The 21543-nt window shown below is 56.3% G+C and carries 20 protein-coding genes; 14 read left to right on the top strand and 6 right to left on the bottom strand.

Annotated features, from left to right (window positions below):
* Window positions 1–143: 143 nt before the first annotated feature.
* The 6 genes from AC1RSM_RS18110 (at window position 144) to AC1RSM_RS18085 (ending at window position 5734) form a co-directional block, all read left to right on the top strand.
* Entirely contained in the window at window positions 144–1433 is a 1290-nt protein-coding gene (locus AC1RSM_RS18110) for a Glu/Leu/Phe/Val family dehydrogenase (protein ID WP_492933965.1), read from the top strand.
* A 159-nt stretch (window positions 1434–1592) separates the two neighbouring features.
* The gene (locus AC1RSM_RS18105) at window positions 1593–2372 is read left to right on the top strand and encodes an ABC transporter ATP-binding protein (protein WP_492933964.1); all 780 of its coding nucleotides are present in this window, start codon (window positions 1593–1595) and stop codon (window positions 2370–2372) included.
* Between the two features lie 89 nt (window positions 2373–2461).
* A complete protein-coding gene (locus AC1RSM_RS18100) occupies window positions 2462–3271 on the top strand; it encodes a transporter substrate-binding domain-containing protein (RefSeq protein WP_492933963.1) in 810 nt (269 codons plus the stop codon).
* A gap of 18 nt (window positions 3272–3289) precedes the next feature.
* On the top strand, window positions 3290–4003 hold the full coding sequence (locus AC1RSM_RS18095; protein ID WP_492933962.1) for an ABC transporter permease: 714 nt from the start codon (window positions 3290–3292) through the stop codon (window positions 4001–4003).
* On the top strand, window positions 4000–4683 hold the full coding sequence (locus tag AC1RSM_RS18090) for an ABC transporter permease (protein ID WP_492933961.1): 684 nt from the start codon (window positions 4000–4002) through the stop codon (window positions 4681–4683). Before AC1RSM_RS18095 ends, AC1RSM_RS18090 begins: the two co-directional genes overlap by 4 nt.
* A gap of 61 nt (window positions 4684–4744) precedes the next feature.
* Window positions 4745–5734: an asparaginase gene (locus AC1RSM_RS18085; RefSeq protein ID WP_492933960.1), complete on the top strand. Its 990-nt coding sequence runs from the start codon at window positions 4745–4747 to the stop codon at window positions 5732–5734.
* Window positions 5735–5910: 176 nt separating this feature from the next.
* Here AC1RSM_RS18085 and AC1RSM_RS18080 read toward each other — a convergent pair whose 3' ends face one another.
* Together AC1RSM_RS18080 and AC1RSM_RS18075 are read right to left on the bottom strand one after the other, a co-directional pair.
* The gene (locus AC1RSM_RS18080; RefSeq protein ID WP_492933959.1) at window positions 5911–6852 is read right to left on the bottom strand and encodes a pseudouridine synthase; all 942 of its coding nucleotides are present in this window, start codon (window positions 6850–6852) and stop codon (window positions 5911–5913) included.
* Between the two features lie 170 nt (window positions 6853–7022).
* On the bottom strand, window positions 7023–7301 hold the full coding sequence (locus AC1RSM_RS18075; protein ID WP_492933958.1) for an acylphosphatase: 279 nt from the start codon (window positions 7299–7301) through the stop codon (window positions 7023–7025).
* Between the two features lie 183 nt (window positions 7302–7484).
* Here AC1RSM_RS18075 and AC1RSM_RS18070 point away from each other — a divergent pair, with 183 nt between their 5' ends.
* Genes AC1RSM_RS18070 through AC1RSM_RS18060 form a run of 3 tightly spaced genes read left to right on the top strand, consistent with a single transcriptional unit; the run spans window position 7485 to window position 10787 of the window.
* Window positions 7485–10067: an EAL domain-containing protein gene (locus AC1RSM_RS18070; protein WP_492933957.1), complete on the top strand. Its 2583-nt coding sequence runs from the start codon at window positions 7485–7487 to the stop codon at window positions 10065–10067.
* 43 nt (window positions 10068–10110) lie between these two features.
* Window positions 10111–10413 carry a type II toxin-antitoxin system HigB family toxin gene (locus AC1RSM_RS18065; protein ID WP_492933956.1) on the top strand — a complete coding sequence of 101 codons (303 nt, stop codon included), beginning with the start codon at window positions 10111–10113 and terminating at the stop codon, window positions 10411–10413.
* Between the two features lie 2 nt (window positions 10414–10415).
* On the top strand, window positions 10416–10787 hold the full coding sequence (locus tag AC1RSM_RS18060; protein WP_492933955.1) for a helix-turn-helix domain-containing protein: 372 nt from the start codon (window positions 10416–10418) through the stop codon (window positions 10785–10787).
* Window positions 10788–10794: 7 nt separating this feature from the next.
* On the opposite strand, the gene rmuC is transcribed toward AC1RSM_RS18060, so the two are convergent.
* Window positions 10795–12162 carry a DNA recombination protein RmuC gene (gene rmuC / locus AC1RSM_RS18055; protein ID WP_492933954.1) on the bottom strand — a complete coding sequence of 456 codons (1368 nt, stop codon included), beginning with the start codon at window positions 12160–12162 and terminating at the stop codon, window positions 10795–10797.
* A 261-nt stretch (window positions 12163–12423) separates the two neighbouring features.
* Between rmuC and AC1RSM_RS18050 the strand changes: the two genes are divergently transcribed.
* The gene (locus tag AC1RSM_RS18050) at window positions 12424–13434 is read left to right on the top strand and encodes an acyltransferase (RefSeq protein ID WP_492933953.1); all 1011 of its coding nucleotides are present in this window, start codon (window positions 12424–12426) and stop codon (window positions 13432–13434) included.
* A 76-nt stretch (window positions 13435–13510) separates the two neighbouring features.
* On the opposite strand, the gene AC1RSM_RS18045 is transcribed toward AC1RSM_RS18050, so the two are convergent.
* Together AC1RSM_RS18045 and AC1RSM_RS18040 are read right to left on the bottom strand one after the other, a co-directional pair.
* Window positions 13511–14758: a D-amino acid dehydrogenase gene (locus AC1RSM_RS18045; protein ID WP_492933952.1), complete on the bottom strand. Its 1248-nt coding sequence runs from the start codon at window positions 14756–14758 to the stop codon at window positions 13511–13513.
* A 106-nt stretch (window positions 14759–14864) separates the two neighbouring features.
* A complete protein-coding gene (locus AC1RSM_RS18040) occupies window positions 14865–15749 on the bottom strand; it encodes a LysR family transcriptional regulator (RefSeq protein WP_492933951.1) in 885 nt (294 codons plus the stop codon).
* Window positions 15750–15909: 160 nt separating this feature from the next.
* On the opposite strand from AC1RSM_RS18040, the gene AC1RSM_RS18035 reads away from it, so the two are divergent.
* On the top strand, window positions 15910–16578 hold the full coding sequence (locus tag AC1RSM_RS18035; protein WP_492933950.1) for a GntR family transcriptional regulator: 669 nt from the start codon (window positions 15910–15912) through the stop codon (window positions 16576–16578).
* A 154-nt stretch (window positions 16579–16732) separates the two neighbouring features.
* Here AC1RSM_RS18035 and AC1RSM_RS18030 read toward each other — a convergent pair whose 3' ends face one another.
* A complete protein-coding gene (locus tag AC1RSM_RS18030; protein WP_492933949.1) occupies window positions 16733–17689 on the bottom strand; it encodes a Bug family tripartite tricarboxylate transporter substrate binding protein in 957 nt (318 codons plus the stop codon).
* Between the two features lie 362 nt (window positions 17690–18051).
* Between AC1RSM_RS18030 and AC1RSM_RS18025 the strand changes: the two genes are divergently transcribed.
* The 3 genes from AC1RSM_RS18025 to AC1RSM_RS18015 are packed head-to-tail and all read left to right on the top strand — an operon-like array spanning window position 18052 to window position 21158.
* The gene (locus tag AC1RSM_RS18025; RefSeq protein ID WP_492933948.1) at window positions 18052–19668 is read left to right on the top strand and encodes an ATP-dependent acyl-CoA ligase; all 1617 of its coding nucleotides are present in this window, start codon (window positions 18052–18054) and stop codon (window positions 19666–19668) included.
* Between the two features lie 21 nt (window positions 19669–19689).
* A complete protein-coding gene (locus tag AC1RSM_RS18020; protein ID WP_492933947.1) occupies window positions 19690–20850 on the top strand; it encodes a thiolase family protein in 1161 nt (386 codons plus the stop codon).
* Window positions 20850–21158, top strand: coding sequence for a Zn-ribbon domain-containing OB-fold protein (locus tag AC1RSM_RS18015; protein ID WP_492933946.1), 309 nt, complete (start codon window positions 20850–20852; stop codon window positions 21156–21158). The genes AC1RSM_RS18020 and AC1RSM_RS18015 overlap by 1 nt, the downstream gene beginning before the upstream one ends.
* Window positions 21159–21543 lie beyond the last annotated feature (385 nt).

Here is a 21543-nt window from a genome sequence, read left to right as displayed (position 1 = left end):
GCGGCCATTTCCGATAGCATAACTGGTGCACACGGCCACCGCTAAGCGAATCCGCAGCGTGTTTGCCGGGTTCTGCGCCTGCACGCAGTCATGCGACTTCACTGTGTACTCGTATCCCGTTTCCCAACCTTATCGAGGAGCTCATGACAGATCGTCCCACCCATGCTTTACCGTCATACCTGAATGCCGACGACGTCGGCCCCTGGGGTATTTATCTAGAACAAGTGGAGCGAGTCACTCCTTATCTGGGCAAATTGTCCCGATGGGTTGAAACACTCAAGCGCCCCAAGCGCACGCTGATTGTCGATGTTCCTATCGAACTGGATAACGGCACCGTCGCCCACTTTGAGGGCTACCGCGTACAGCACAATACTTCCCGTGGCCCAGGCAAAGGCGGCGTGCGTTATCACCAGGACGTCACCCTGTCCGAAGTGATGGCACTGGCTGCCTGGATGTCCGTTAAATCGGCTGCCGTGAATCTGCCGTTTGGCGGTGCCAAGGGCGGTATTCGTATTGATCCACGCAATCACTCCCAGGCCGAGCTGGAGCGCATCACACGCCGCTACACCAGCGAGATCGGTGTGATCATCGGCCCTAATAAAGACATTCCTGCCCCGGATGTGAATACCAACGCCCAGACCATGGCCTGGATGATGGATACCTATTCCATGAACGTGGGCGGCACCAGCACTGGCGTTGTCACCGGCAAGCCCGTTTCTCTGGGCGGCAGCCTGGGCCGCGTGGAAGCCACCGGCCGCGGCGTCTATACCGTGGGCTGTGAAGCGGCTCGCGACGCGGGTATTGATCTGAATGGTGCACGCGTGATCGTGCAAGGTTTCGGTAATGTGGGTGGCACCGCCGCCCGCCTGTTCCAGGAAGCCGGAGCCAAGATATTGGCCGTGCAAGATCACACAGGGACGGTTTACAACGCCAACGGTCTGGATGTGCTGGCTTTGCTGAACCACATGGAACAACACAAAGGCCTGGCCGGCGCGCCCAATACAGAAGCCATCTCCAACGAAGACTTCTGGCATATCGAAACCGACCTGCTGATTCCTGCGGCCCTGGAAGGCCAGATCAACAAGAACAATGCGGACCGCATCCGCGCTCGCATTGTGATTGAAGGCGCCAACGGCCCAACCACCCCGGAAGCCGATGACATCCTGAACAACAAAGGCGTGACCATTGTTCCGGACGTAGTGGCCAATGCGGGCGGCGTGACTGTGTCCTACTTCGAGTGGGTGCAGGACTTCTCCAGCTTCTTCTGGACCGAGGACGAAATCAACAACCGTCTGGAACTGATGATGCGCTCGGCCTACACGACAGTGGCGGCGGTTGCCAAAGAGCACAACGTCACCTTGCGCACGGCTGCCTTTATTGTGGGCTGCGCCCGCATTCTGGAATCTCGTCAGGTACGCGGCCTGTATCCCTAAGCTCGTAAGGCGGCGTACTCGGTTTATGCCGCTTTTTATGAGCAAAATACAGCGCTTGTGCAAAAAAAACAGGGGGAAAGCGGTAGAATCGGGGCATCCAAGATATGACACCCGTATGAAACCCTTACCCCCCTTCTCTTTGACCGCAAGGACGTTGCTGTGAATAACAATGACCTGAACGCGGCGGTCCAGGTTCGCGACATCCACAAACGCTTTGGCACCAACGAGGTGCTCAAAGGCATTTCCCTGCAAGCCCACAAAGGCGATGTGCTCTCGATTATCGGCGCTTCGGGATCGGGTAAAAGTACCCTGCTGCGCTGCATTAATCACCTGGTCGTCCCCGATCAGGGCGAGATCCAGATCGGTGCAGACATTTTGCGCAGCCACCGCAATCGCAAAGGGATTTGCCAGACTGACAACCCCCGCCTGCTGGAGCAAGTTCGGGCGCGGCTGGGCATGGTGTTTCAGAACTTCAATCTGTGGTCGCACCGTACTGTGCTGCAAAACGTCACCGAAGGCCCGATTCACGTTAAAAGCCGCCCTGCTCGCGAAGCAGCCGACTATGCACGCGAACTGCTGGGCAAAGTGGGCCTGAGCAATAAATGCGACGCCTATCCTGCCGAGCTGTCAGGCGGCCAGCAACAGCGTGTGGCCATTGCCCGTGCGCTGGCCATGGACCCGGACGTCCTCTTGTTTGACGAGCCTACTTCGGCCCTGGACCCGGAAATGGTGGGTGAAGTGCTGCGTGTGATTCGCCAACTGGCCCAGGAAGGACGCACCATGATTCTGGTGACGCACGAAATGAACTTTGCGCGTGATGTCTCTTCCGAGACGATTTTCATGCACAACGGGCTGGTTGAAGAAAGCGGTCACCCCAAAGACCTGTTCGATAAGCCACAATCCGAGCGTCTACAGCAGTTTCTACAACCAATGCAGTAAGATCATCGCTTCGTGAATACGATACAGGCTGGAACCCCTGCAGGGCCACGACGACCCTCACCAGCCAATCCACAAAGGAGAGCCAGACCATGAGTTTCATCAGCAAGACCCTGATCTGTGCCAGCCTGGCCCTGTTGGGCTCCCAGGCTGCTATGGCAGACACCCTGAAAATTGGTACCGAAGGCGGTTACCCACCATGGAGCATGGTGGACGCAGCCGGTAAAGTCACCGGCTTTGATGCTGACGTGGGCGCCGCGCTGTGCAAAGAGCTGGGCAGCGACTGCAAATTCATCGTGCAGGCCTTTGACAGCCTGATTCCTTCGCTGGATGCCAAGCGCTTTGACCTGATCATCTCGGGCATGTCCTACACCCCCGAGCGTGCCAAGCGTGTGAATTTCAGTATTCCTTACGCCGTTGAAGACGCCATTTTCGTTCTGCCCAAGAGCAGCGATCTGGTTGGCGCCGACAACGAACAAACGATTTTTGATGGCCTGGCCGGTAAAACCATTGGCGTTCAAGGCGGCACCACCCACGGCGCCTTCCTGAGCAAAAAAGCCCCCAAGACCACCGTCAAAAACTACGAAACGCTGGATCAGATGCAAATCGATCTGGACGCCGGTCGTCTGAACGGCACCTTTGCCGACCTGACCTCCCAGTCCAAGTTCCTGCATAAAGTGGGTGAAGACAACTTCGCCTTGTCCAAACTGGTCATCAAAGGCTCGTCCGACCCTGAAACCCTGGGTTATGGCATTGCCGTCGGTATCCACAAAGACAATGCAGAACTGAAAGCCAAAGTTGACGCTGCCCTGTGCAAGCTGATTGATGACGGCACTGTCAAAACCGCCAGCGAAAAGTGGTTTGACATCGACATCGCCAACTACGAGATCTGCAAGAAATAAGTCGAGAAGTACCACTTGATGCTAGAGACCATTTTTAATGTGCTGCGCGAAGGCTGGGGCTGGATGTTCCTTCGCGGAGCAGCAATGACCTTGCTGATCTCCGTTTTGGGCATGGCCCTTGGCGTAGTCATTGGGATTACAGGAGCCAGCATCAAGACCAACGGGCCACGCTGGCTGCGTGGCCCCGTCAGCCTGTACACCACCGTTGTTCGCAGTATCCCCGAGCTGCTCATCATCTATCTGCTGTTTTTCGGTTCCGTGCAAATAGTCTCGGATCTGGCCGATGTGCTGCGCATGGAAGATGTGATGACCCGCTGGTTTCCCGCCCTGGTCGGCATTTTGGCCATTGGCCTGATTGCTGGTTCCTACAGCGTGGAAGTCTTTCGCGGCGCCTTACAGGCTATTCCGGAAGGCCAGATCGAAGCCGCCAAAGCCATTGGTATGTCTCCTTGGCAACGCCTGCGCCGGATCGTCTTGCCACAAATGTTTTGGTACGCCCTGCCCGGTGCTAATAATGTCTGGCAGACCGCGCTAAAAGACACGGCCCTGATCTCCTTGGTAGGTCTGGTCGAGATCATGCGTGCCGCCACCCTGGGTGCCGCCAATACGCGCGAACCCATGGCCATGTACCTGATTGCAGGGGTACTGTATTTTCTGATTGGTGCCTGTAGTCAGGCCCTGTTTTTGCTGGCCGAACGATACACCGGCAAAGGCATGAGAGCCCGGGCATGATTGATCTGGAATTGTTCAAGACCACCGTCGAAACTCTGTTCAAAGGGTTTGGCTTAAGTGTGTATATCGGCCTGTGGGGCATTGTGCTGTCGCTGTTCATCGGCCTGTCTTTGGCCTTGATGCGTCAGTCCCACAGCCGTGCCTTGCGCAGCTTTGCCTTCACCTACAGCACCGTTTTTCGTGGCACGCCGTTGCTGGTGCAATTGTTCCTGCTGTATTACGGCGTAGGCACCTTGGGTTTTGTAAGGGAATCACCCACGCTGTGGTGGTTATTTAGTGATGGAGTGCGCTGCGCTATCCTGGCCATTGGCTTAAATAGCGGCGCGTATGTCAGCGAAGTGTTTCGTGGCGGTTTCCAGGCTGTGCCCGTCGGCCAGATTGAGGCGGCTAAATCTATAGGCATGTCAGCCTGGATGCGCTTTCGTCGCGTCGCCTTTCCATTGGCAATCCGCCAGGCCCTGCCGGCCTACAGCAACGAAATCGTGCTGGCCATCAAAGGCACCAGTCTGGCCTCCACCATTGCCGTCATGGACCTGACAGGCCATGCCAAGCGCTTGATGAACCAGAACTACGCCATCATCGAGACTTTTGTCATCGCAGGTCTGCTGTACCTGCTGATCAACTTCACCCTGCTGTCGGTGGTGCATCTGGTCGAGCGCTGGTTGAACGTGCGCCGCTAAAACGGCCTCATCCCAGACTCTCTGCACCCCATAGCGCAACGACTGGACGCGGAGCACTGTCATGCCGACACGCCCCAAACTGGCCCTGTTAGGTACGGGCGGCACGATTGCCGCCACCACCCAATCCAATACTGGCCTGACTGATTACGACATCACCCAAGGGGTGCAAACCCTGCTGCAAGCGGTGCCGGGCATTACCGAACTGGCTGATCTGGAATGCCACCAGGTTTTCAATGTGGACAGCCGTGCCATGGGTTCGCGCATGGTGCTGGAACTATCTCAAAAACTGAATGAATTACTGGCACGCCCGGATATAGACGGAGCCGTCATCACCCACGGCACCGATACGCTGGAAGAAAGCGCCTTTTTCCTGCACCTGACCCTGAAAACCGACAAGCCCGTAGTCATGGTCGCCGCCATGCGGCCTGCGTCTGCTCTGAGCGCAGACGGCCCTTTAAATCTGTACCAGGCAGTGCAGGTGGCTTGCTGCGCGCAGGCACGGGGCCAAGGCGTCTTGGTTCTTTTGAACGATCAGATCCACAGCGCACGCTTTTTAAGCAAGCAGCACACCACCCTGACCAATGCATTTGGCTCGCCCGATGCGGGCCCGCTGGGGCTGCTTGCGGCAGGTCAAGTTAGATTCATGATGCGCTGCCTGCTACCGCATACCCAGGCTAGCCAATTTGATGTTCGGAACATTTCCAACCTGCCCAAAGTCCAGGTCTTCTATGACCACCCGGACACACTGGCTGAGCTCTATCGCCACGCTGCGCAAAGTGGTGTGCAAGGAATTGTGGTGGCCGCTACGGGTAACGGCAGCCTGACTCCGGGAGCGCTGGAAGGTGTCAGCCGAGCGCACAGGCTAGGCGTGGTGTGTGTACGAGCATCCCGCATTCATGCTGGACCAGTCAGCGATAGTGCTTATGATCAGGACCATCACACGATTGCAGCCCATTATCTGCCCGCTCAAAAAGCGCGGGTCTTATTGATGCTGTGTCTGGCCGCCCAAATGGAACACAGCGAGATAGAGGCGGTATTTCGCACGTACTAGGCATCACTAGCTACTGTCCCTGTCCCTAGCCAGAGCAAATCACAAGGACACACAGAGGATTTCTGCCAGGAAAGTGTGAAATAGCAGCGATACGCGCTGAAAGTAAGCGGCAGACTCTACTATCTTCGTGGGCAGTCAGTCGGAACTATGCTGCGGCCATCTCAGATCAGGCTCAGCTAGCCTAAATGGCTTCTATCCAGCTCCAGCTGCCGCTCACTGCTGAAACGCCTTGGCTGCCCTGTCACCGGGTCCTCGAACGCGATGTGCCGGGCCAACAACTGCAATGGCTGGCTGAAATCATCGGCTGGCCGCTCCGGCAGCAGCTCGGGATAAAACACATCGTTGATGATGGGTGCCCCCAGACTGCTCAGATGGACCCGCAACTGATGCTTACGGCCAGTTTGTGGCCGCAGACGGTATAGAGCCAAGGGCTGACCCTGCTCACTTTGCCAACGATGCTCGCACAGAATCTCGGTACAGCTATTCGCCTCACCCGGCACTTCCTGCATCACAAACCGGCCCGGCAGTTCCTGCATGCGGCTGCGGTAGACCAAACCATCAGCCAGCTTTTCTTGAAAAGGAGCCACTGCTTCATATTCTTTCTGGATACGAGCCTGCTGAAACAGGGACTGGTAAGCACCTCGTGACGCCGGGTCGCGGCAAAACAGCAAGATACCGGCGGTTTCGCGGTCCAGCCTGTGAATGGGGGTAATACCGTCTTCCCCGAAATGACGCCGCAGCCGTGTCAGGGCTGTTTCGTACAAATAGCGCCCGCCCGGCGTCGTTGCCAGAAAATGTGGTTTATCCACGGCAATCAGGCGTTCATCCGCGTACAGAATCGGCATATCGAAAGGTACGGTGGCCTCGTTTTCAACCATGCGGAAGTACCACAGCCAACGATCTGGCTCATACAGCGCACCGGCCTGCTGGGGCACCCCGTTGTGATCCAGAATATCGCCACGACCCAGCCGCTCAAGCAGCACCTGCGCACTGAGGTGGGGGAAACGCTCCAGCAAAAACTCCTCCAGCAAGCGCCACGGGCCGCCCGGGCACCACACTTTGCTAGGGCTGACCCCGTTGCGCGAAGGCAGGGGCGGAGTATGGGTCATCGATGTCATAACAGGAACCACACAGAAAACGGCCCTTGCACAGGGCCGACACATATCCAGATCAATGGACTTCTACACGAAAAGCCGTATTATGCCCGGCAGCATGACGGCCAGTCGGGCTGCGTTCAGTCAGGGTGCGACCAGCCGAGCGGCACTCAGGCAGGCTGCGTCCAGTCGGACTAGCGAATTTCAAAAAAATCGTAGCGTTTATCGGTATAGGAGCGCTGTATCTCTACCTGTTCCACCACAGCCTGTTCAGGGCCGATATACAGCCAGCTGACAAGGCTATCGATAGCATCCGGGCTGCCCTGCAATATCAATTCCACCGAGCCATCAGCCGCATTGCTGACCCAGCCCTTTACTCCATACAGATGGGCATGGCGCAACGTGCTGGCCCTGAATCCCACACCTTGCACCCGGCCTTTAACACACACCTCTACCGTTTCACAATCCGCCATTGGCCTGCTCCTGCTATTTATTCCCGAAATGCGCTGCGCTTGCGCCCCGCCTCTCGATATTCAGTTAAATTAGTCGCATCATTGTTGCATGACCGCACCCGACCCTGACTCCCTGTTTGCTGCCACGCCCCTACTATGAATTTGCCCCGCCTTCTTACTTTATCGCTGCGCAGGGCACTATACATGCTAGGCATGCTGGCAGCCTTGGGGTTTCTGTCTCCGGCCTCTTTTGCCGCTCCCCACTCCCAACAAAAAATTGTACGAGTCGGCATCTACGAGAACCCGCCCAAGCTTCTGCTGGATGGCCAAGCTCGTCCTGGCGGCATTATGGGCGAGCTGCTGCTGGAGATCGCCAAGCGTGAAGGCTGGACCCTGGAAGCGGTGCAGTGCGACTGGCAACAATGCTTAAATGCCTTGCAAAATGATCTGCTGGACTTGGTGCCTGGCCTGGCCTATTCACCTGAACGCGCGACGCTTTACAGCTTTCATAGCCGAGCCGTACTGGAAGATTGGTCGCAAATTTTCACGGGCAAAACCACCCATATCGGTGCACTCAATGACTTGAACGGCAAACGCATTGCCGTGATGGCTGGCACGCTGCAATTGACCCAGCTCTACAATATTTTGCAGAAACTAGAGCTGGGCTCCAAGCTGGTTATTACCGACTCGCAATACAGCGCCTTAAAGCTGGTACAAAACAGGCAGGCCGACGCAGCGGTGGTGGGCCATTTATTTGGGGTCCGTCACGCAGGCGAGCATGGTTTAAAAACCGCCCCCATCCGTCTGGAACCCACCCACTCCTACTTCGTTACCGCCAAGGACCGTCACCTTGACCTGCTGGCCACCATTGATAGCCATATCAAGAAGTGGCAAGACAATAACGACGCCTTTTACACCGAAACGCTGAACCAATGGGGTTTGCGCCTGATCGAGAAGCCCACCAAGCCGTGGATTATCCCTGCGCTGCTGATCTTGGGTGTGCTATTAACGATGGCCTTGCTGACGGTGAGCCTGATGCGTATTGGGCTGCGTCGCCAACGCAAGAAACTGGTGCGTACCGAACACCACCTGCATACGGTGCTGGACGCGATTGATGCCTACGTCTTCATCAAGGACGACCAGTTCCGCTATCAATACGCGAACCGCAAGCTGTGCGAGGACCTGAACTACTCCACCGTCAGCATTGTGGGAAAAACCGACCAAGATCTGTACGCCAATAAGCAGACCATCAACGAATTCCGTCGTAACGACGAGCAAGTGCTGTACAGCGGCGAGCGACTGGCCGTTGAAGAAGTTGTGCGGGACCGCAAGGGTGATGTCCGCGCCACCTTCTTTTCCATCAAGATGCCGGTCAAAGACCCCGAGACACGTCAAACCAGCCTGTACTGTATTTCCACCAATATCTCGGCTCTGAAAGCCACCCAATCTGAAAATTACCGGCTGGCCTTTTACGATCCGCTGACTGAACTGCCCAACCGCCGCCTGCTGCTCCAGCGCCTTGAGCGCCACTTGCAGACCATAGAGCCTTACAAACGTCCAGGTGCTCTGTACTTTCTGGATCTGGACCGCTTCAAGCACATCAATGACGCCCGCGGCCACGCTATTGGCGACGCCTTGCTGCGCAAAGTGGCACGCCGTTTGTCCTTGATTATTGACCCCCAAGACATCGTGGCCCGTTTGGGTGGCGATGAGTTTGTGATCCTGAAAATCCTGCATCCCGGCACCGTGCGGGAGTGCTACAAAGAGGCGCTGGAATTTGCCGAACTGGTACGCACGCGCCTGGAAGAGCCCTATAACATCGAGGGCCACTCCTACCTGAGCAGCAGCAGTATCGGGCTGGCTTTGATTACCGACAGCACCCTGACGTCCGAAGACTTGATGCGTCAGGCTGATACGGCCATGTACCGCTCCAAAGAAAACGGCCGCAATCAGATCACCTTGTACGAACCCGGCATGCAAGAAGCTGTGGAAGAACATCTGAACCTGCAGCACGACTTGCGTTTTGCCATTGGGTCGGACCAATTACGCCTGTTCGTTCAGTCTCAATACGATAAACAAGACCGTATCTGTGGTGCAGAGATCTTGCTGCGCTGGTTGCATCCCACGCGCGGGATGCTGACTCCGAATCTATTCATCCCTCTGGCCGAAAGTACGGATTTGATCACCCCGCTGGGCGACTGGATCATGGCCTCGGTCTGCGATTTGCTACTGCAAACCCAGGACTCCAACTTTCCGATTTCCATTAATGTCAGCCCGATTCAGTTCCGTCGGCCCGACTTTGCCCGCCGCACTCGGCAGATTCTGGAAAGCAGCGGCGCTCCTGCCCATCGCCTGATCTTTGAAATTACCGAAGGCGTGTTGATGGAAGACTTTGCCTCGGCCAACAGCATGATGCGCGAACTGAAGGACCTGGGCATCCGCTTTTCCATGGATGACTTTGGTACGGGCTATTCGAACCTGGCGGCCATCCGCCGCTTGCCGCTGTATGAACTGAAAATGGACCGCAGTCTGATACTGGGCGTACCCCTGGAGCAAGAGGCCAACGCCATCGTGCGCACCGTCCTGGCCATGGCCCGCCAACTGGGCCTGCATGTTGTGGCGGAAGGGGTAGAGAATGAGCAGCAGAAAGCGTTTTTGCTGCGTCGTGGTTGCCATGCGCTGCAAGGCTATCTGTTCTGTGCCCCGCAGTTGGTGGAGCAATGGTTGGAGGTTATTCAGCGGGACCTGGATTCTGACTCCAGCGACAAGGGCCCCAAGACTGAATAAGAGCAACATTGCACCAGTCCCAAATTGGGACTAACATAAACCTATGCGAGTTATAGCCCTAAGCTCCCTTCGCCAATTCTGGGAACAACACCCGGATGCAGAACAGCCCATCAAAGCATGGGTGGATGAAGCAGTAAAAGCGCAATGGACGCAACCCGCTGATATCAAAGCTCAATATCGCAGCGCCAGTATTCTGAAGAATCGGCGCGTTGTCTTCAACATCAAGGGCAATAGCTATCGCCTGATTGTTGCAGTGGCATTCAAACTTGGCATCGTTTATATAAAATTTGTAGGCACTCATGCAGAGTACGACAAGGTCGATGCCGAAACTATTGAAATGGAGTAAACATGGAAATCCGCCCCGTACATACAGAGGCCGATTACAAGTCGGCTCTAAAAGAAATCTCCAGGTTGATGGAGTCTGACCCCGAGTTAGGCACACCTGACGGCGATAGGCTGGATGTTTTGACCACACTGGTATTGGCCTATGAGGCCAAACACTTCCCTATTGATTTGCCAGATCCAGTCGAGGCCATCAAATTTCGTATGGAACAAGGTGGCCTGACCGCCAAAGACCTGGAACCGATGATCGGCAAACGCAATCGCGTCTATGAGGTACTTAATCGCAAGCGCAGCCTGACGCTACCCATGATCTGGCGCTTGCATACCGGACTCGGCATCCCAGCCGAAAGCCTGATCCGTCCTCAAACACTGGTTTAAGTCACCATCACGCATCCGGCTCTTTGTTTTGAGCCGGCTCTGACTCCTCCGGCAACACCCAGTCCAGCCGTTCGTGCTCGATATCGGTGTGCAAAGGCTCGATGCCGGGCTGTGTGCGTTTGGCCCGTGCTGATAACTCGGCAAAGCGACTGACTTTGCCATACAGGCCTTGTTGCCCAGCCAGCGCGGTGACCGTGCTGTTGTAGTGCTTGCCGGCCTGCCCCAAGGTTTCACCCAGCTTTTTCAGGCGCTCCGCCAAAATGGACACCTGGTTATAAATATCACCGGCTCGCTGGCTTAACTCGTGGGCCTGCTCATTGCTGCGCACCATCATCCAGACATTGGCCACGGTACGCAAAATAGGCAGCAAGGTGGTATGCGAAACCATCAAGACGTTCTTTGCCAAGCCGTAGTCAAACAAGCCATGCTGTTGCTGCAAGGCCTGCATATAGGCGGCTTCAATGGGGACGTACATGAATACAAAGCCGGGGCTGTTCAGTCCCGGCAAGGCGCTGTAATCCTTGGAGGCCAGATCATCAATATGATTGCGCAGCGCCTGCACATGGGCTTGCAGACTTTGTTGATGCTCTTGCTCGGTCTCGGCTCGAATGGCGCGATCGTAATCGACTAAAGACACTTTGCAGTCGAGCACCAGATGCTTGTCCTGCGGCAAGTGCACAACGAAGTCGGGATAACGCAGACGACCTTGCTCATCGCGCGCCTGCCACTGCGTGTCAAAGTGAACACCCCGCACCAAGCCTGCTACTTCAAGTGTTCTCTCCAGCTGGGTTTCACCCCAATTACCGGTGGTTTTCTTGTCGCCTTTCAAAGCGACAGCCAGGGAGTGGGCCTCAGCACTCATGCGTAGCCCCATCTCTTGCATACGCTGCAATTCCAGACTCAGGGCGGTCTGCCCTTTTAGGGACTCGTCATGCACTTGGTTAACGCGCAATTGAAAGCCAGCCAATTGCTCACGGAAAGGCCGCAGCATTTCGTCCAGGGTGCGTTGGCTATCTTGCCGCAAGGTCTGCCCTTTGGACTCCAGAATCTGCTGGGCCAGGGATTCAAACTGCAAACGCATTTGCTCGCGGCTGTGTTCCAAATCCTCTTGTATGGCTTGATTACGCGTCTGCTGAGCCTGTAGCTGGGCGTCCCGACGGATCAGCTCCTTGTCCAGTTCAACCGCTCGGTCCTGAGCATCCTGGGCGTGGCCCTGAGCCTGAACCAGATCCTGCTCCAGACGTGCGCAGCGATCTTCCCATGCCCGCTCGATGGGAGCATTCATGCGCCCCCGCAGCCATAGGCCGAGCAGCAAGCCCAGCGCCAAGGCGACCAAGGCAATCAGCACATCCATTCCCGTCAAATCCAGCTCCATCCGCCCTACTCCTGCCCAGCAGCCAAACCAGGAGTGCCCTGGTTGATCTGACTTGGTAAGCCTGCTATTTAACCGTATAACGCTGGTATTTTATACACCCTTTTCCACTTGGCCCTGAAAGCTGCCAAGACAAGATCATCCACCTTCTCCACGCCTACAGACACATCCCGTCAAAACTGGACGCTAAATCCCGTATTTGGGGGACAAATCAGAAACGTCTACTGGTTAGGATGGGGAGGTCTGCGACTTTTATGGCTTGTCATGAACTGGATTAGCAATGCACGGATCGTGGCGATTTTCTCTGTCGTCTGCCTGCATATTGCCGCCTACGCTGTACTGAATGCCGAATTGGGCAGCGCCAATTGGTGGAGCGGTAATCTGTACGATGCCGCCACCCGCTGGTGCGTGCCCGTATTTGTGATGGTCAGCGGAGCACTGCTGCTGGAGCCACGCCCCCAGGAAGGCATGAAGCTCTTTTATCGCAAACGTGCCTCTCGGGTTTTGCTGCCCCTGCTGTTTTGGACTGCGTTTTATCTGGGGTGGACCGCCTTCAAGCAACATTGGTGGACGCCGGAGGCCGACCCCTATCCTTACCTGGAACGCTTGTTGCAAGGCAGGCCCTATTTCCACTTGTGGTTCTTGTACATGATCGTGTTCCTGTACCTGTTCACGCCCTTTTTACGGCGCATGGTACAGACAACCAATCTGCGGCAGCTAAGTGCCTTAACCGCCGCCGCCTTTGTGCTGTCAGCGCTGAGCACACTCAGCAATCCGGATTTGAATACGCACTCTGCACCGTTTTTTACTTGGTTTCTGTCTTACCTGCCCTATTTCTTGCTGGGCTATGTGCTGCGCAAGGTGCCGGTCAATCTACCGCGCAGCTTATTACTTAGCGTGCTGGTAGCCAGCATTGCGGCTACTGCCTGGGGTTTTTACGCGCTGGCCGTATCGCATGACAGACAAACGGCGGGGTATTTTTATGACTACCTGAGCATCACCGTCATCCCCATGTCCATCGCCCTGATTTTGTTGCTGCGGGACTGGAACCAGCCTTTGATCAACTCCCGCATCAGCGCCCATCTGGCCGAGCTGACCTTGGGCGTGTATCTGATCCATCCCTGGTTGATCGACTTGATGTATCGCTACTTGTTCACCGCACTGGACTTCAATGCCCTGTGGTCCATTCCCTTGCTGGCTGCGGCCATTTACGGTGCCTCCTTGCTGCTGACTGCGGGTTTCAAGGCTACTCCCGGCCTACGCGCCACGGTCTGACGCGCAAGAAAATGGGCAAGCTTCAACAGCTTGCCCATTTCTTATTTATCGTTTTGCCCCAGAGCGTAGCCCGGACTTACGGACGAAACGGGGTATCGTCGATCGGTACGGCCTCACCAGTCAGATGAGCCGCCAAAATGGCGGCGCTACCGCAAGCCAAGGTAAAGCCCAAAGCGCCATGGCCTGCATTCACCCACAAACGGCCCGCCAACTTGCTGGCACCCACCACAGGCTTGCCCGACGGAGTAGCGGGACGCAAACCCGCCCACGTTTGCGCCTGCTCCAGCGGCAGACCTGGAAACAAATCCTTCACCTGTTGCTTTAAGGTCGCCATGCGTGCAGCAGGAATATCCAGACCATCAAAGCCAATATCCACCATGGCCGCCATACGCAGCACCTCACCCAATCGGGCATAGACAATGCGCTGCTCGTAATCGGTCACGCTGATAGCGGGCACTGCTTGGTTCAGACCTTCCAGTGGCAAACTCAGGCTATAGCCTTTCAAAGGGTAAATCAGCGGACGGCCACCTAGCTGGCGCAGCAAAGGCACAGTACCCATGCCGCTGGCCACCACGAACTGATCAGCCTGAATCTCGCCTTCCGGGGTTTGCACGGCGCGAATATCACGACCTTCCATCACAAAGCGCTGCACCGGCGTATTCAGTTTGAGCTGATAGCCGCTGTCATTTTGCATACGCTCATGCAAGGCCATCGAGAACAAATACGCATCCCCGGCTTCTTCGCTAGGCGTGTAGATCGCCCCTTGCAAACGCGAACCCAAAGACTGCAAGGAGGGTTCCAGTTCCAAGACCTGTGCGGCCTCCAGCACTTGCTGTGACGAACCCATATCGGCCTGCAACTGCGCCTGCTCACGGGCATGCTGGAAGGGGCCGGGGCTACGAAACACAATCAATTTGCCATTGCTTTGATGGGCAAACTCCAGATTGAAGCGCTCTTGCCAGTCGTGCAGAATATCGCGGCTCAAATAGGACAGCGTCAACATCTGGGCCGTCGTCCGGCGAACCACATCGCCACGGCAGGCCTTCAGGAAATGCAGCAGCCAGCGCCATTGCTGCGGGCTTAAAGCAGGTTTGAACCGCAAAGGTGAATCGTTTTTCAGTAACCAGCGAGGCAAATCCTTGAACACGCCAGGATCGGCCAAGGGGGCCACATAGCTGTAGCTCAGTTGTCCGCCATTGGCAAAGCTGGTCTGCCCGGCCACTTGGGAACCGGCCTCCAGAACCGTGACCTTCACCCCTTTCTGGCGCAACATAAACGCAGTGCTCATGCCAATGACACCGGCGCCAATAATACATACATGCATGGAACATACCCCCAATAACTAAGCTCTATTGTCTTGGGGGCAGCCTCAGTGCGCCAATGAATACTTGGTGTAGTCTATAACCCTGGGTTATGGACTCAGGGTCAGTTCAATCGGGAAAACGGCATTCCAGCAGCGCCTCGCGGATGTGATCCAGCACGCGCTCACGCGAGCCGGAGCCGGCATCGTCATGGGCCGTCAAAATACTGACAGGGATAGGCAAAGGTTCTGGCAAGCGATGTAAGCACAGGCCACGCCCTTGCATGGCGCGGGCGGTGACCAAATCTACTAATGCCTCGCCCACGTGCTGCAAGACCAGACCGCAGGCCACGTAGTGCGTCTGCACCCGCATGAAAGGAGCCACATCCGGTGCATAGCGCTGCAGCAGATCTTCCACCATGGCCCCCACAGGATCATCCGCATCCAACGCGATGAACGCACGCTCTGCCATTTCTTCCCAACGACGCATAGGCGCAACACCCGGCAAGGTGACATGCACCAGTTCGGTATGAGCCAGAACCTGCTGCTGCACACCCGAGGATTCGCCCTGGTCAAAGCTCATCACCATGTCTAGATCGCGCGTTTCCAAGGCCTGCAATAACTCGCCGCTGTGGTGCGTGCGCAGTTCAAAGCTCATGGCAGGATGCGCCTGACGGCAACGACTCAAAGCCACGGGCAGCAATTCCAGGCCAAAGGCCGGGCTACTGCCGATGCGCCATAAACCTTCGTGATGAGAGCGCAGATTACGGGCCAGACGGCTGACATCGTCCAGGTTTTGATGCAAACGAGCCACATAAGGGGCCAGAATGCTGGCCTCCCGGGTGGGGATCAGGCGCCCCCGCACACGGTCAAACAAACGAAAGCCCAGCTGCATTTCCGCGGTGGCCAGCATCTTGCTGGCGGCAGGCTGCGAGACGTGCAACAACTGCGCCGCCTGCGTCAGGGTGCCTCCACGGCAGATCGCATCAAAAATTTCTACATGCCGCCACCGCATAGCCTGGCCCTCCTGGCGCGTGCTGGTCTGAAAACACCTCATTATCCAGCAACTTGAGCCGCAAATCTGGACTGACATGAAACACATCAGCCCCCTACGCTTACTTGGTATCCTATAGCCCTTTGAGTCTTTTGCCGTGCGCCAGACGCCGGGTGAGCTTATGGCTGCCAATCCCTACAAAAAACGCGAACCCAATATCCGAGAACAGGTCTATGGCATGCTGCGCCAGGATATTGCCTTAGGCAAAATCGGCTTTGATGTGCGGCTAGTAGATAACGAAATTGCCGCCAGCCTTAATGTGTCACGCATGCCGGTGCGCGAAGCCTTGTTGCAACTGAAAAACGAAGGGGTGCTGGATGGCACCTCCCGTGGCTTTGTGCTGCGCGTCTACACCGCTCAGGATATTGAAGATATTTTCTCGGTGCGGCTTTTACTGGAGCCGCCTGCCGCCAAACTGGCCTGCCTGAATCAAAGCAAGATAGGCATGCTGGCCATGGAACAGGCCTTGAGCCGGATTGAAGCCACCCATCAGCAAGGTGACCCTATCGACAATATCCAGGCCAACTGGGCCTTTCGCAGCGCCTGGATCAGCATGGTGCCCAACAAGCAGTTAGTCGACACGATGGCACGCCTGCATGACCAAGCAGATCAGGCGCGGATTGCCTGTTTGCAGGATGCTCAATTCCGCCTGGAAACCATGCAACGGGCCAAGGCGATTTGCCAGGCATTCAGCGAGCGCCAGGAAGAACAAGCCGCCCAGCTGATTATGGAAAACCTGGTTATTTGTTGCTCGGCGTATTGCCTCAAGCAAGCAGAGCTGCTGGCTTAACAAGCAAAAAAAGCGGGGGTGATTGAGGTGCTGCATTTAGCACTCAGAAGCCCCACACGCCAGTCTCTGCCCAAGTAGGGCTGAACACATGGCCACAAAACTCAGACCATAAAAAAGGGCGCCGTAGCGCCCTTTTTGTTTAAGCCATCACGGCTTAGTCCAGCGTAATTTCCAAAGCCTTGATGGTTGGGCCCATGGCCTGTGCATCCTGCTCGATCAAGTCCGCAAACTCCTGGGGAGTCGATGGCTCGATCTGAATACCGAAGTCCACGAATTTTTTGACTACGGATTCCTCTTTCAGCACAGCGGTCAACTGCTCGGTCAGGCGTGCCACGTCTTCATCCGGTGTACCTGCCTTGGCAGAGATACCCCACCAGATGGTGAACGCCACGTTAGGAATGCCACTTTCGGCAATCGTAGGCACATCAGGACGCAGTGGGCTACGTTCAGTCGTTGCGGCAGCAATCGCACGCAGACGGCCATCTTCCAGGAAGCCACGACTACCGGTCAGAACATCAAAAATAAAGTCGATCTGGCCGCTGACCGCATCGATCAAAGCAGGGCCAGCTCCTTTGTAAGGCACGTGCACCAAGCGGGCATCCGTCTCTTTACGCAGCATCTCACCCAGCAGGTGGGTGCCAGTACCCATGCCGGGCGAACCGTAGGTCAGCTCTTGCTTCTGGCCTGCAGCCACCAGGTCCTGCACGGTCTTGAAGGGGCTGTCTTTATTCACCAACAGGAACACCGGAGCCTTAGCCGCCAGCGTCATGGGAATCAGGTCAGTGGACACGTTGTAATTCAGACGCTGATACAGATGGCGGTTCAGGGAATAAGCCCCGCTATCGGCCAGAAACAGCACCGTACCCAAAGAGTTGGGATTGGCATTTTTCACTACGTTCATGGCAACCTGGGCGCCGGCGCCCGGACGGTTTTCCACGATCACTTTCTGATCAAAGCGTGTCCCCATTTCCTGGGAAATCACACGCGCCAACTGGTCTGCCGCACCGCCCGGTGGGTAAGGTACAACCAGCGTCACATTCTTTGTCTGTGCATGGGCCTGTGCACCCAACATCAGCGCACAACACGTTGCCAACTTAAGCCATACCTTCATTGTTTTATCCCCGTTGCCCATCTGGGCTTATTCAAAGTCATTGTGAAGCACATTTGCTCAAACCCGAGGGTCTGGCTTGTTTATTGCTGATCGTAGGTTCGTCCCGAACTTGATCATGCGGCTCGCTGCCCTCGTCGCTTGAATGCGCCTCCAGCCCACGAACCACCTCCTTTTCTCTCCTCCACCCTTCCCATTAATACGCCTGAATACCGCGCTTGGGCAGCCTCTGACACTTCGGGTTTTTCCGGTGACGGACAGGAATTTATAAATAATATATTGCAGTATACTGTTTGCACGATATTAGTAATTTCACCCATGCACATCGGCTTGCTGCCTTAATCGCGCTGGCCGGGAGATAGACGATGAACGCCCATTCCATTCCTGCTTCTGAACTGCCGCTGCACTCACTGCCTGCCGCGCAACGCACGGTGCCTGCACTGCTGCGCCTGCGTGCAGAGCGCATGGGGGATGCGCCATTGTTTTCAGACCGACAAAGCAGCTATACCGGTGCTCAGACCTTGCAGGCTGCCGCCGCCAGTGCCAGCCGCTTAAGTCTTGCCGGTATCAAGCGTGGCGACCGTGTTGCCCTGCTTTGCACCAACCGACGTGAGTTCATGGACATGGTCTTGGGCTGCGGCTGGCTGGGTGCCATTGTGGTGCCCATCAACACCGCCTCGCGCGGTGCACAGCTGCAACATATCCTGAGCAATAGCCAGGCCAGCCTGCTGGTCATCGAAACCGATCTGACCCCATTGCTGGCGGACGTGGACCTGGGTGCCACGGCCGTGCAACAGGCCTGGCTGATCCAGGGGGAACAAGCCGCACAAACGCTGTCGGTTGCCACCTGCGAACTCCCCCCTTTGGGTGACTACTGCGAGCCTGCCGATATCGGCCCCGGCGACACGCTGGCCATTCTGTACACCTCCGGCACCTCCGGCCCTTCTAAAGGCGTGCAATGCCCGCACGCTCAGTTTTACTGGTGGGGCATCTACACCGCCAGCAAGCTGGGCATGAAGCCGGACGATGTGCTCTATACCTGCTTGCCCCTGTTCCATACCAATGCCTTGAACACCTTCTTCCAGGCATTGGTCAGCGACGCCTGCATGGTCGTGGACAAGCGTTTTTCTGCCAGCCGTTTCTTTGACAATCTGTGCCAGACCGGCGCGACCATCACTTACCTGCTCGGTGCGATGGTGCCTATTTTGCTGTCCAAGCCAGTCACTCCAGCTGAAAAGCAGCACAAGACCCGCATCGCCCTGGGCCCTGGCGTGCCGGAACAATTTCACAGCCAGTTTCTGGAACGCTGCCATATGCACCTTCTGGACGGCTTCGGTTCCACTGAAACCAACTATGTGATGGGCCGCGGCATTCAAGAGCAGCGCAATGGCTATATGGGCCGCGTCTCTGAGGGCTTTGAAGCCTTGGTCGTTGATGAGAATGACAGCCCTTTACCAGACGGTGAAGTGGGTGAATTGTTGCTGCGCGCCGATGAGCCTTATGCTTTCGCACTGGGTTACTACGGCCAGCCTGACAAGACAGTGGAAACCTGGAAAAACCTGTGGTTTCACACCGGCGACCGTGTCGTGCGCGATGCTGATGGTTATTACCGTTTTGTGGACCGCCTAAAAGACATGATTCGCCGCCGTGGTGAAAACATTTCTTCTTATGAGGTCGAGCAGGCTTTGGCCAGCCATCCCTCCGTGCACACTGTGGCCGTCTATGCGGCTAAGTCTGAGCTGGCCGAAGACGAAGTTATGGCCATGATTGTGTTGCGCCCGGATTGCGCGGTCAGTTGCGAAGAACTGCTGCAACACTGCGAACGCCGTCTGCCTTACTTTGCAGTGCCGCGCTTTATTGAATTTGCACACGTGTTGCCCACCACGGAAAATGGCAAGATTCAAAAGTTTGCCCTGCGTGATCGTGGCATTGGTCCCGACACCTGGGATAGAGAAAAAGCCGGCTACCAAGTACGCCGCTAATCGCTGCCACGGGACTTCACTATGACGCCTAGTTTCAATCTGGATACGGTGCGCCTTCTAGGCGCTACCGAAGTCACCTATACACGGCGCGGTCAGCGCAGCACATCCGAGCTCTTGGCCCAGGCTTTCAAGCAATCCATTGCGGCAGCCGGTGTTCAGGCCAGCGATATTGACGGGCTGGGCGTGGCTTCATTCACGCATGCGCCGGACCGGGCAATTGATTTGGCCTGGAAGTTGGGTTTGAAGGTGGGCTGGGTTATGGACGACAGCAATGGCGGTGCCAGCGGCCTGAACATCTTGCAGCACGCCATTCGCGCCGTACAAGCAGGTGATGCGCGCTGTATTGCGATTGTGGCGGGCGATCACTTTCAGGCCAAAGATTTCCAGCAACTGGTTGAAAACTATAACCAGACAACCTACGAGCATTTGCGGCCTTTAGGGGCGGGTAGTCCCAATCATCGCTTTGCGATGCTGACCGCAAACCAGATGCGCAAGCTGGGTTTGGAGCGGGAAGATTATGCAGCCTTGGTGATGCGCCAGCGCCTATGGGCCAGCCTGAATCCTGATGCCGCTTATCGCTCACCCATGAGTCTGGACGAGTATCTGAACGCGCCTGTGGTGGCTGACCCCTTGACTCGCCTGGACTGCGTGCCCGTGGTGGATGGGGCCAATGCCTTGATTGTGATGCGCGCGGACCATCCGGCGGCGCAAAATCAACCCGCCATTACGGTGAAGGCTTTACGCAGTTTTCACAATATTGATGATCAGCAGGGCGACGGCCTGAGCACCGGATTGGCTGCCCTGGCACCGGCTTTGTGGGCGGATTCGGGTTTGAGTCCAGCGGATATGGATGTCGTCAGCATTTATGATGACTACCCCGTCATGGTCTTGGCCCAGTTGCAGGATTTGGGCTTTTTTGAAGCTGATGGAGCCAAGCGCTTTATTCACGAGTCGATTGCAACGGGACGTCTGCCCCTGAATACTTCTGGCGGGCAATTGTCCGCAGGTCAGGCAGGAGCAGCATGCAGCTTGCATGGTCTGGTGGAGGTAATGCGTCAGTTAAGCAGTCAAGCTGGGGAACGTCAGGTGGCGCAGGCCCGCTATGGCTTGGTAACGGGCTACGGCATGGTGGAGTATCGCTATGGCATGTGTTCGACAGCACTTGTTTTGGAGGCCCTGTGATGAGTTCTACTGTATTTCGTTGTGTGCAGTGTGATCATCGCGTTTTCCCAGCGCGGTTTTTATGTCCCTCGTGCCATGGGGATGTGTTTGAGGCGCAAGAGTGTGGTTCAGGGACCGTGACAGAGCTAACTCGCAGTGTTACGCCTGCGCTAGACGGCGGGCAGGCGCTGTATATATTGGCGACGGTGGCCAGTGATGCCGGGCCGGTGCTGATTGCCCGCGTGCTGGATGAGAAGGTGGGACGCGGAGATAAAGTAGCTTTGGTTTTGCGGGATGGCGGGATTTACGCGGATACCGTGGAAAGCTAAAGCATGCTCTCTCTGGGAGTTTTACGCCCCTTGGGAGAGAGCTTTTTAACGTGCCATGACAAGACAGGAGCGGTGCAGACGGAGTGCATGCCAGCACTCTGACGCGCCGTCCATTCGAGAGTAAGAAGGTCACACTATAGGGCGCTGATTCAGGGGCCCTTGAGGCGTCCGTGCTGGCAACTTGCCAGTGCTGCGCCCCGGTGCCCTGGTCCGCTAATCGCTACGGGCGCACCTTGAACTCGCCCGGTGCTTTGTCCCCCGGACTAAGCACAAGCGTCGGACTCAAACAGCAAGGTGCTTGCACCCCTGCGCGATTATCCGCCTGCGGCAAGTCACCTAAACCGCCCCAAAGCCTTAAGGACCACTGCATCAGCTCACAGCATCT

Source organism: Alcaligenes sp. GW821-FHT11D07 (genome assembly GCF_058808495.1).
Note: the sequence above shows the minus strand (reverse complement) of the source record. Positions and strands in the feature narration are given on the sequence as shown.

What these genes read in the sequence shown, in the direction of transcription:
- AC1RSM_RS18060 (WP_492933955.1), top strand. Translation starts at nt 10,416, where the DNA reads ATGGAAATCCGCCCCGTACATACAGAGGCCGATTACAAGTCGGCTCTA.
- AC1RSM_RS18085 (WP_492933960.1), top strand. Translation starts at nt 4,745, where the DNA reads ATGCCGACACGCCCCAAACTGGCCCTGTTAGGTACGGGCGGCACGATT.
- rmuC (WP_492933954.1), bottom strand. Translation starts at nt 12,162, where the DNA reads ATGGAGCTGGATTTGACGGGAATGGATGTGCTGATTGCCTTGGTCGCC.
- AC1RSM_RS18095 (WP_492933962.1), top strand. Translation starts at nt 3,290, where the DNA reads ATGCTAGAGACCATTTTTAATGTGCTGCGCGAAGGCTGGGGCTGGATG.
- AC1RSM_RS18015 (WP_492933946.1), top strand. Translation starts at nt 20,850, where the DNA reads ATGAGTTCTACTGTATTTCGTTGTGTGCAGTGTGATCATCGCGTTTTC.
- AC1RSM_RS18110 (WP_492933965.1), top strand. Translation starts at nt 144, where the DNA reads ATGACAGATCGTCCCACCCATGCTTTACCGTCATACCTGAATGCCGAC.
- AC1RSM_RS18080 (WP_492933959.1), bottom strand. Translation starts at nt 6,852, where the DNA reads ATGACATCGATGACCCATACTCCGCCCCTGCCTTCGCGCAACGGGGTC.
- AC1RSM_RS18100 (WP_492933963.1), top strand. Translation starts at nt 2,462, where the DNA reads ATGAGTTTCATCAGCAAGACCCTGATCTGTGCCAGCCTGGCCCTGTTG.
- AC1RSM_RS18090 (WP_492933961.1), top strand. Translation starts at nt 4,000, where the DNA reads ATGATTGATCTGGAATTGTTCAAGACCACCGTCGAAACTCTGTTCAAA.
- AC1RSM_RS18065 (WP_492933956.1), top strand. Translation starts at nt 10,111, where the DNA reads ATGCGAGTTATAGCCCTAAGCTCCCTTCGCCAATTCTGGGAACAACAC.
- AC1RSM_RS18020 (WP_492933947.1), top strand. Translation starts at nt 19,690, where the DNA reads ATGACGCCTAGTTTCAATCTGGATACGGTGCGCCTTCTAGGCGCTACC.
- AC1RSM_RS18025 (WP_492933948.1), top strand. Translation starts at nt 18,052, where the DNA reads ATGAACGCCCATTCCATTCCTGCTTCTGAACTGCCGCTGCACTCACTG.
- AC1RSM_RS18045 (WP_492933952.1), bottom strand. Translation starts at nt 14,758, where the DNA reads ATGCATGTATGTATTATTGGCGCCGGTGTCATTGGCATGAGCACTGCG.
- AC1RSM_RS18040 (WP_492933951.1), bottom strand. Translation starts at nt 15,749, where the DNA reads ATGCGGTGGCGGCATGTAGAAATTTTTGATGCGATCTGCCGTGGAGGC.
- AC1RSM_RS18075 (WP_492933958.1), bottom strand. Translation starts at nt 7,301, where the DNA reads ATGGCGGATTGTGAAACGGTAGAGGTGTGTGTTAAAGGCCGGGTGCAA.
- AC1RSM_RS18070 (WP_492933957.1), top strand. Translation starts at nt 7,485, where the DNA reads ATGCTAGGCATGCTGGCAGCCTTGGGGTTTCTGTCTCCGGCCTCTTTT.
- AC1RSM_RS18035 (WP_492933950.1), top strand. Translation starts at nt 15,910, where the DNA reads ATGGCTGCCAATCCCTACAAAAAACGCGAACCCAATATCCGAGAACAG.
- AC1RSM_RS18050 (WP_492933953.1), top strand. Translation starts at nt 12,424, where the DNA reads ATGAACTGGATTAGCAATGCACGGATCGTGGCGATTTTCTCTGTCGTC.
- AC1RSM_RS18030 (WP_492933949.1), bottom strand. Translation starts at nt 17,689, where the DNA reads ATGAAGGTATGGCTTAAGTTGGCAACGTGTTGTGCGCTGATGTTGGGT.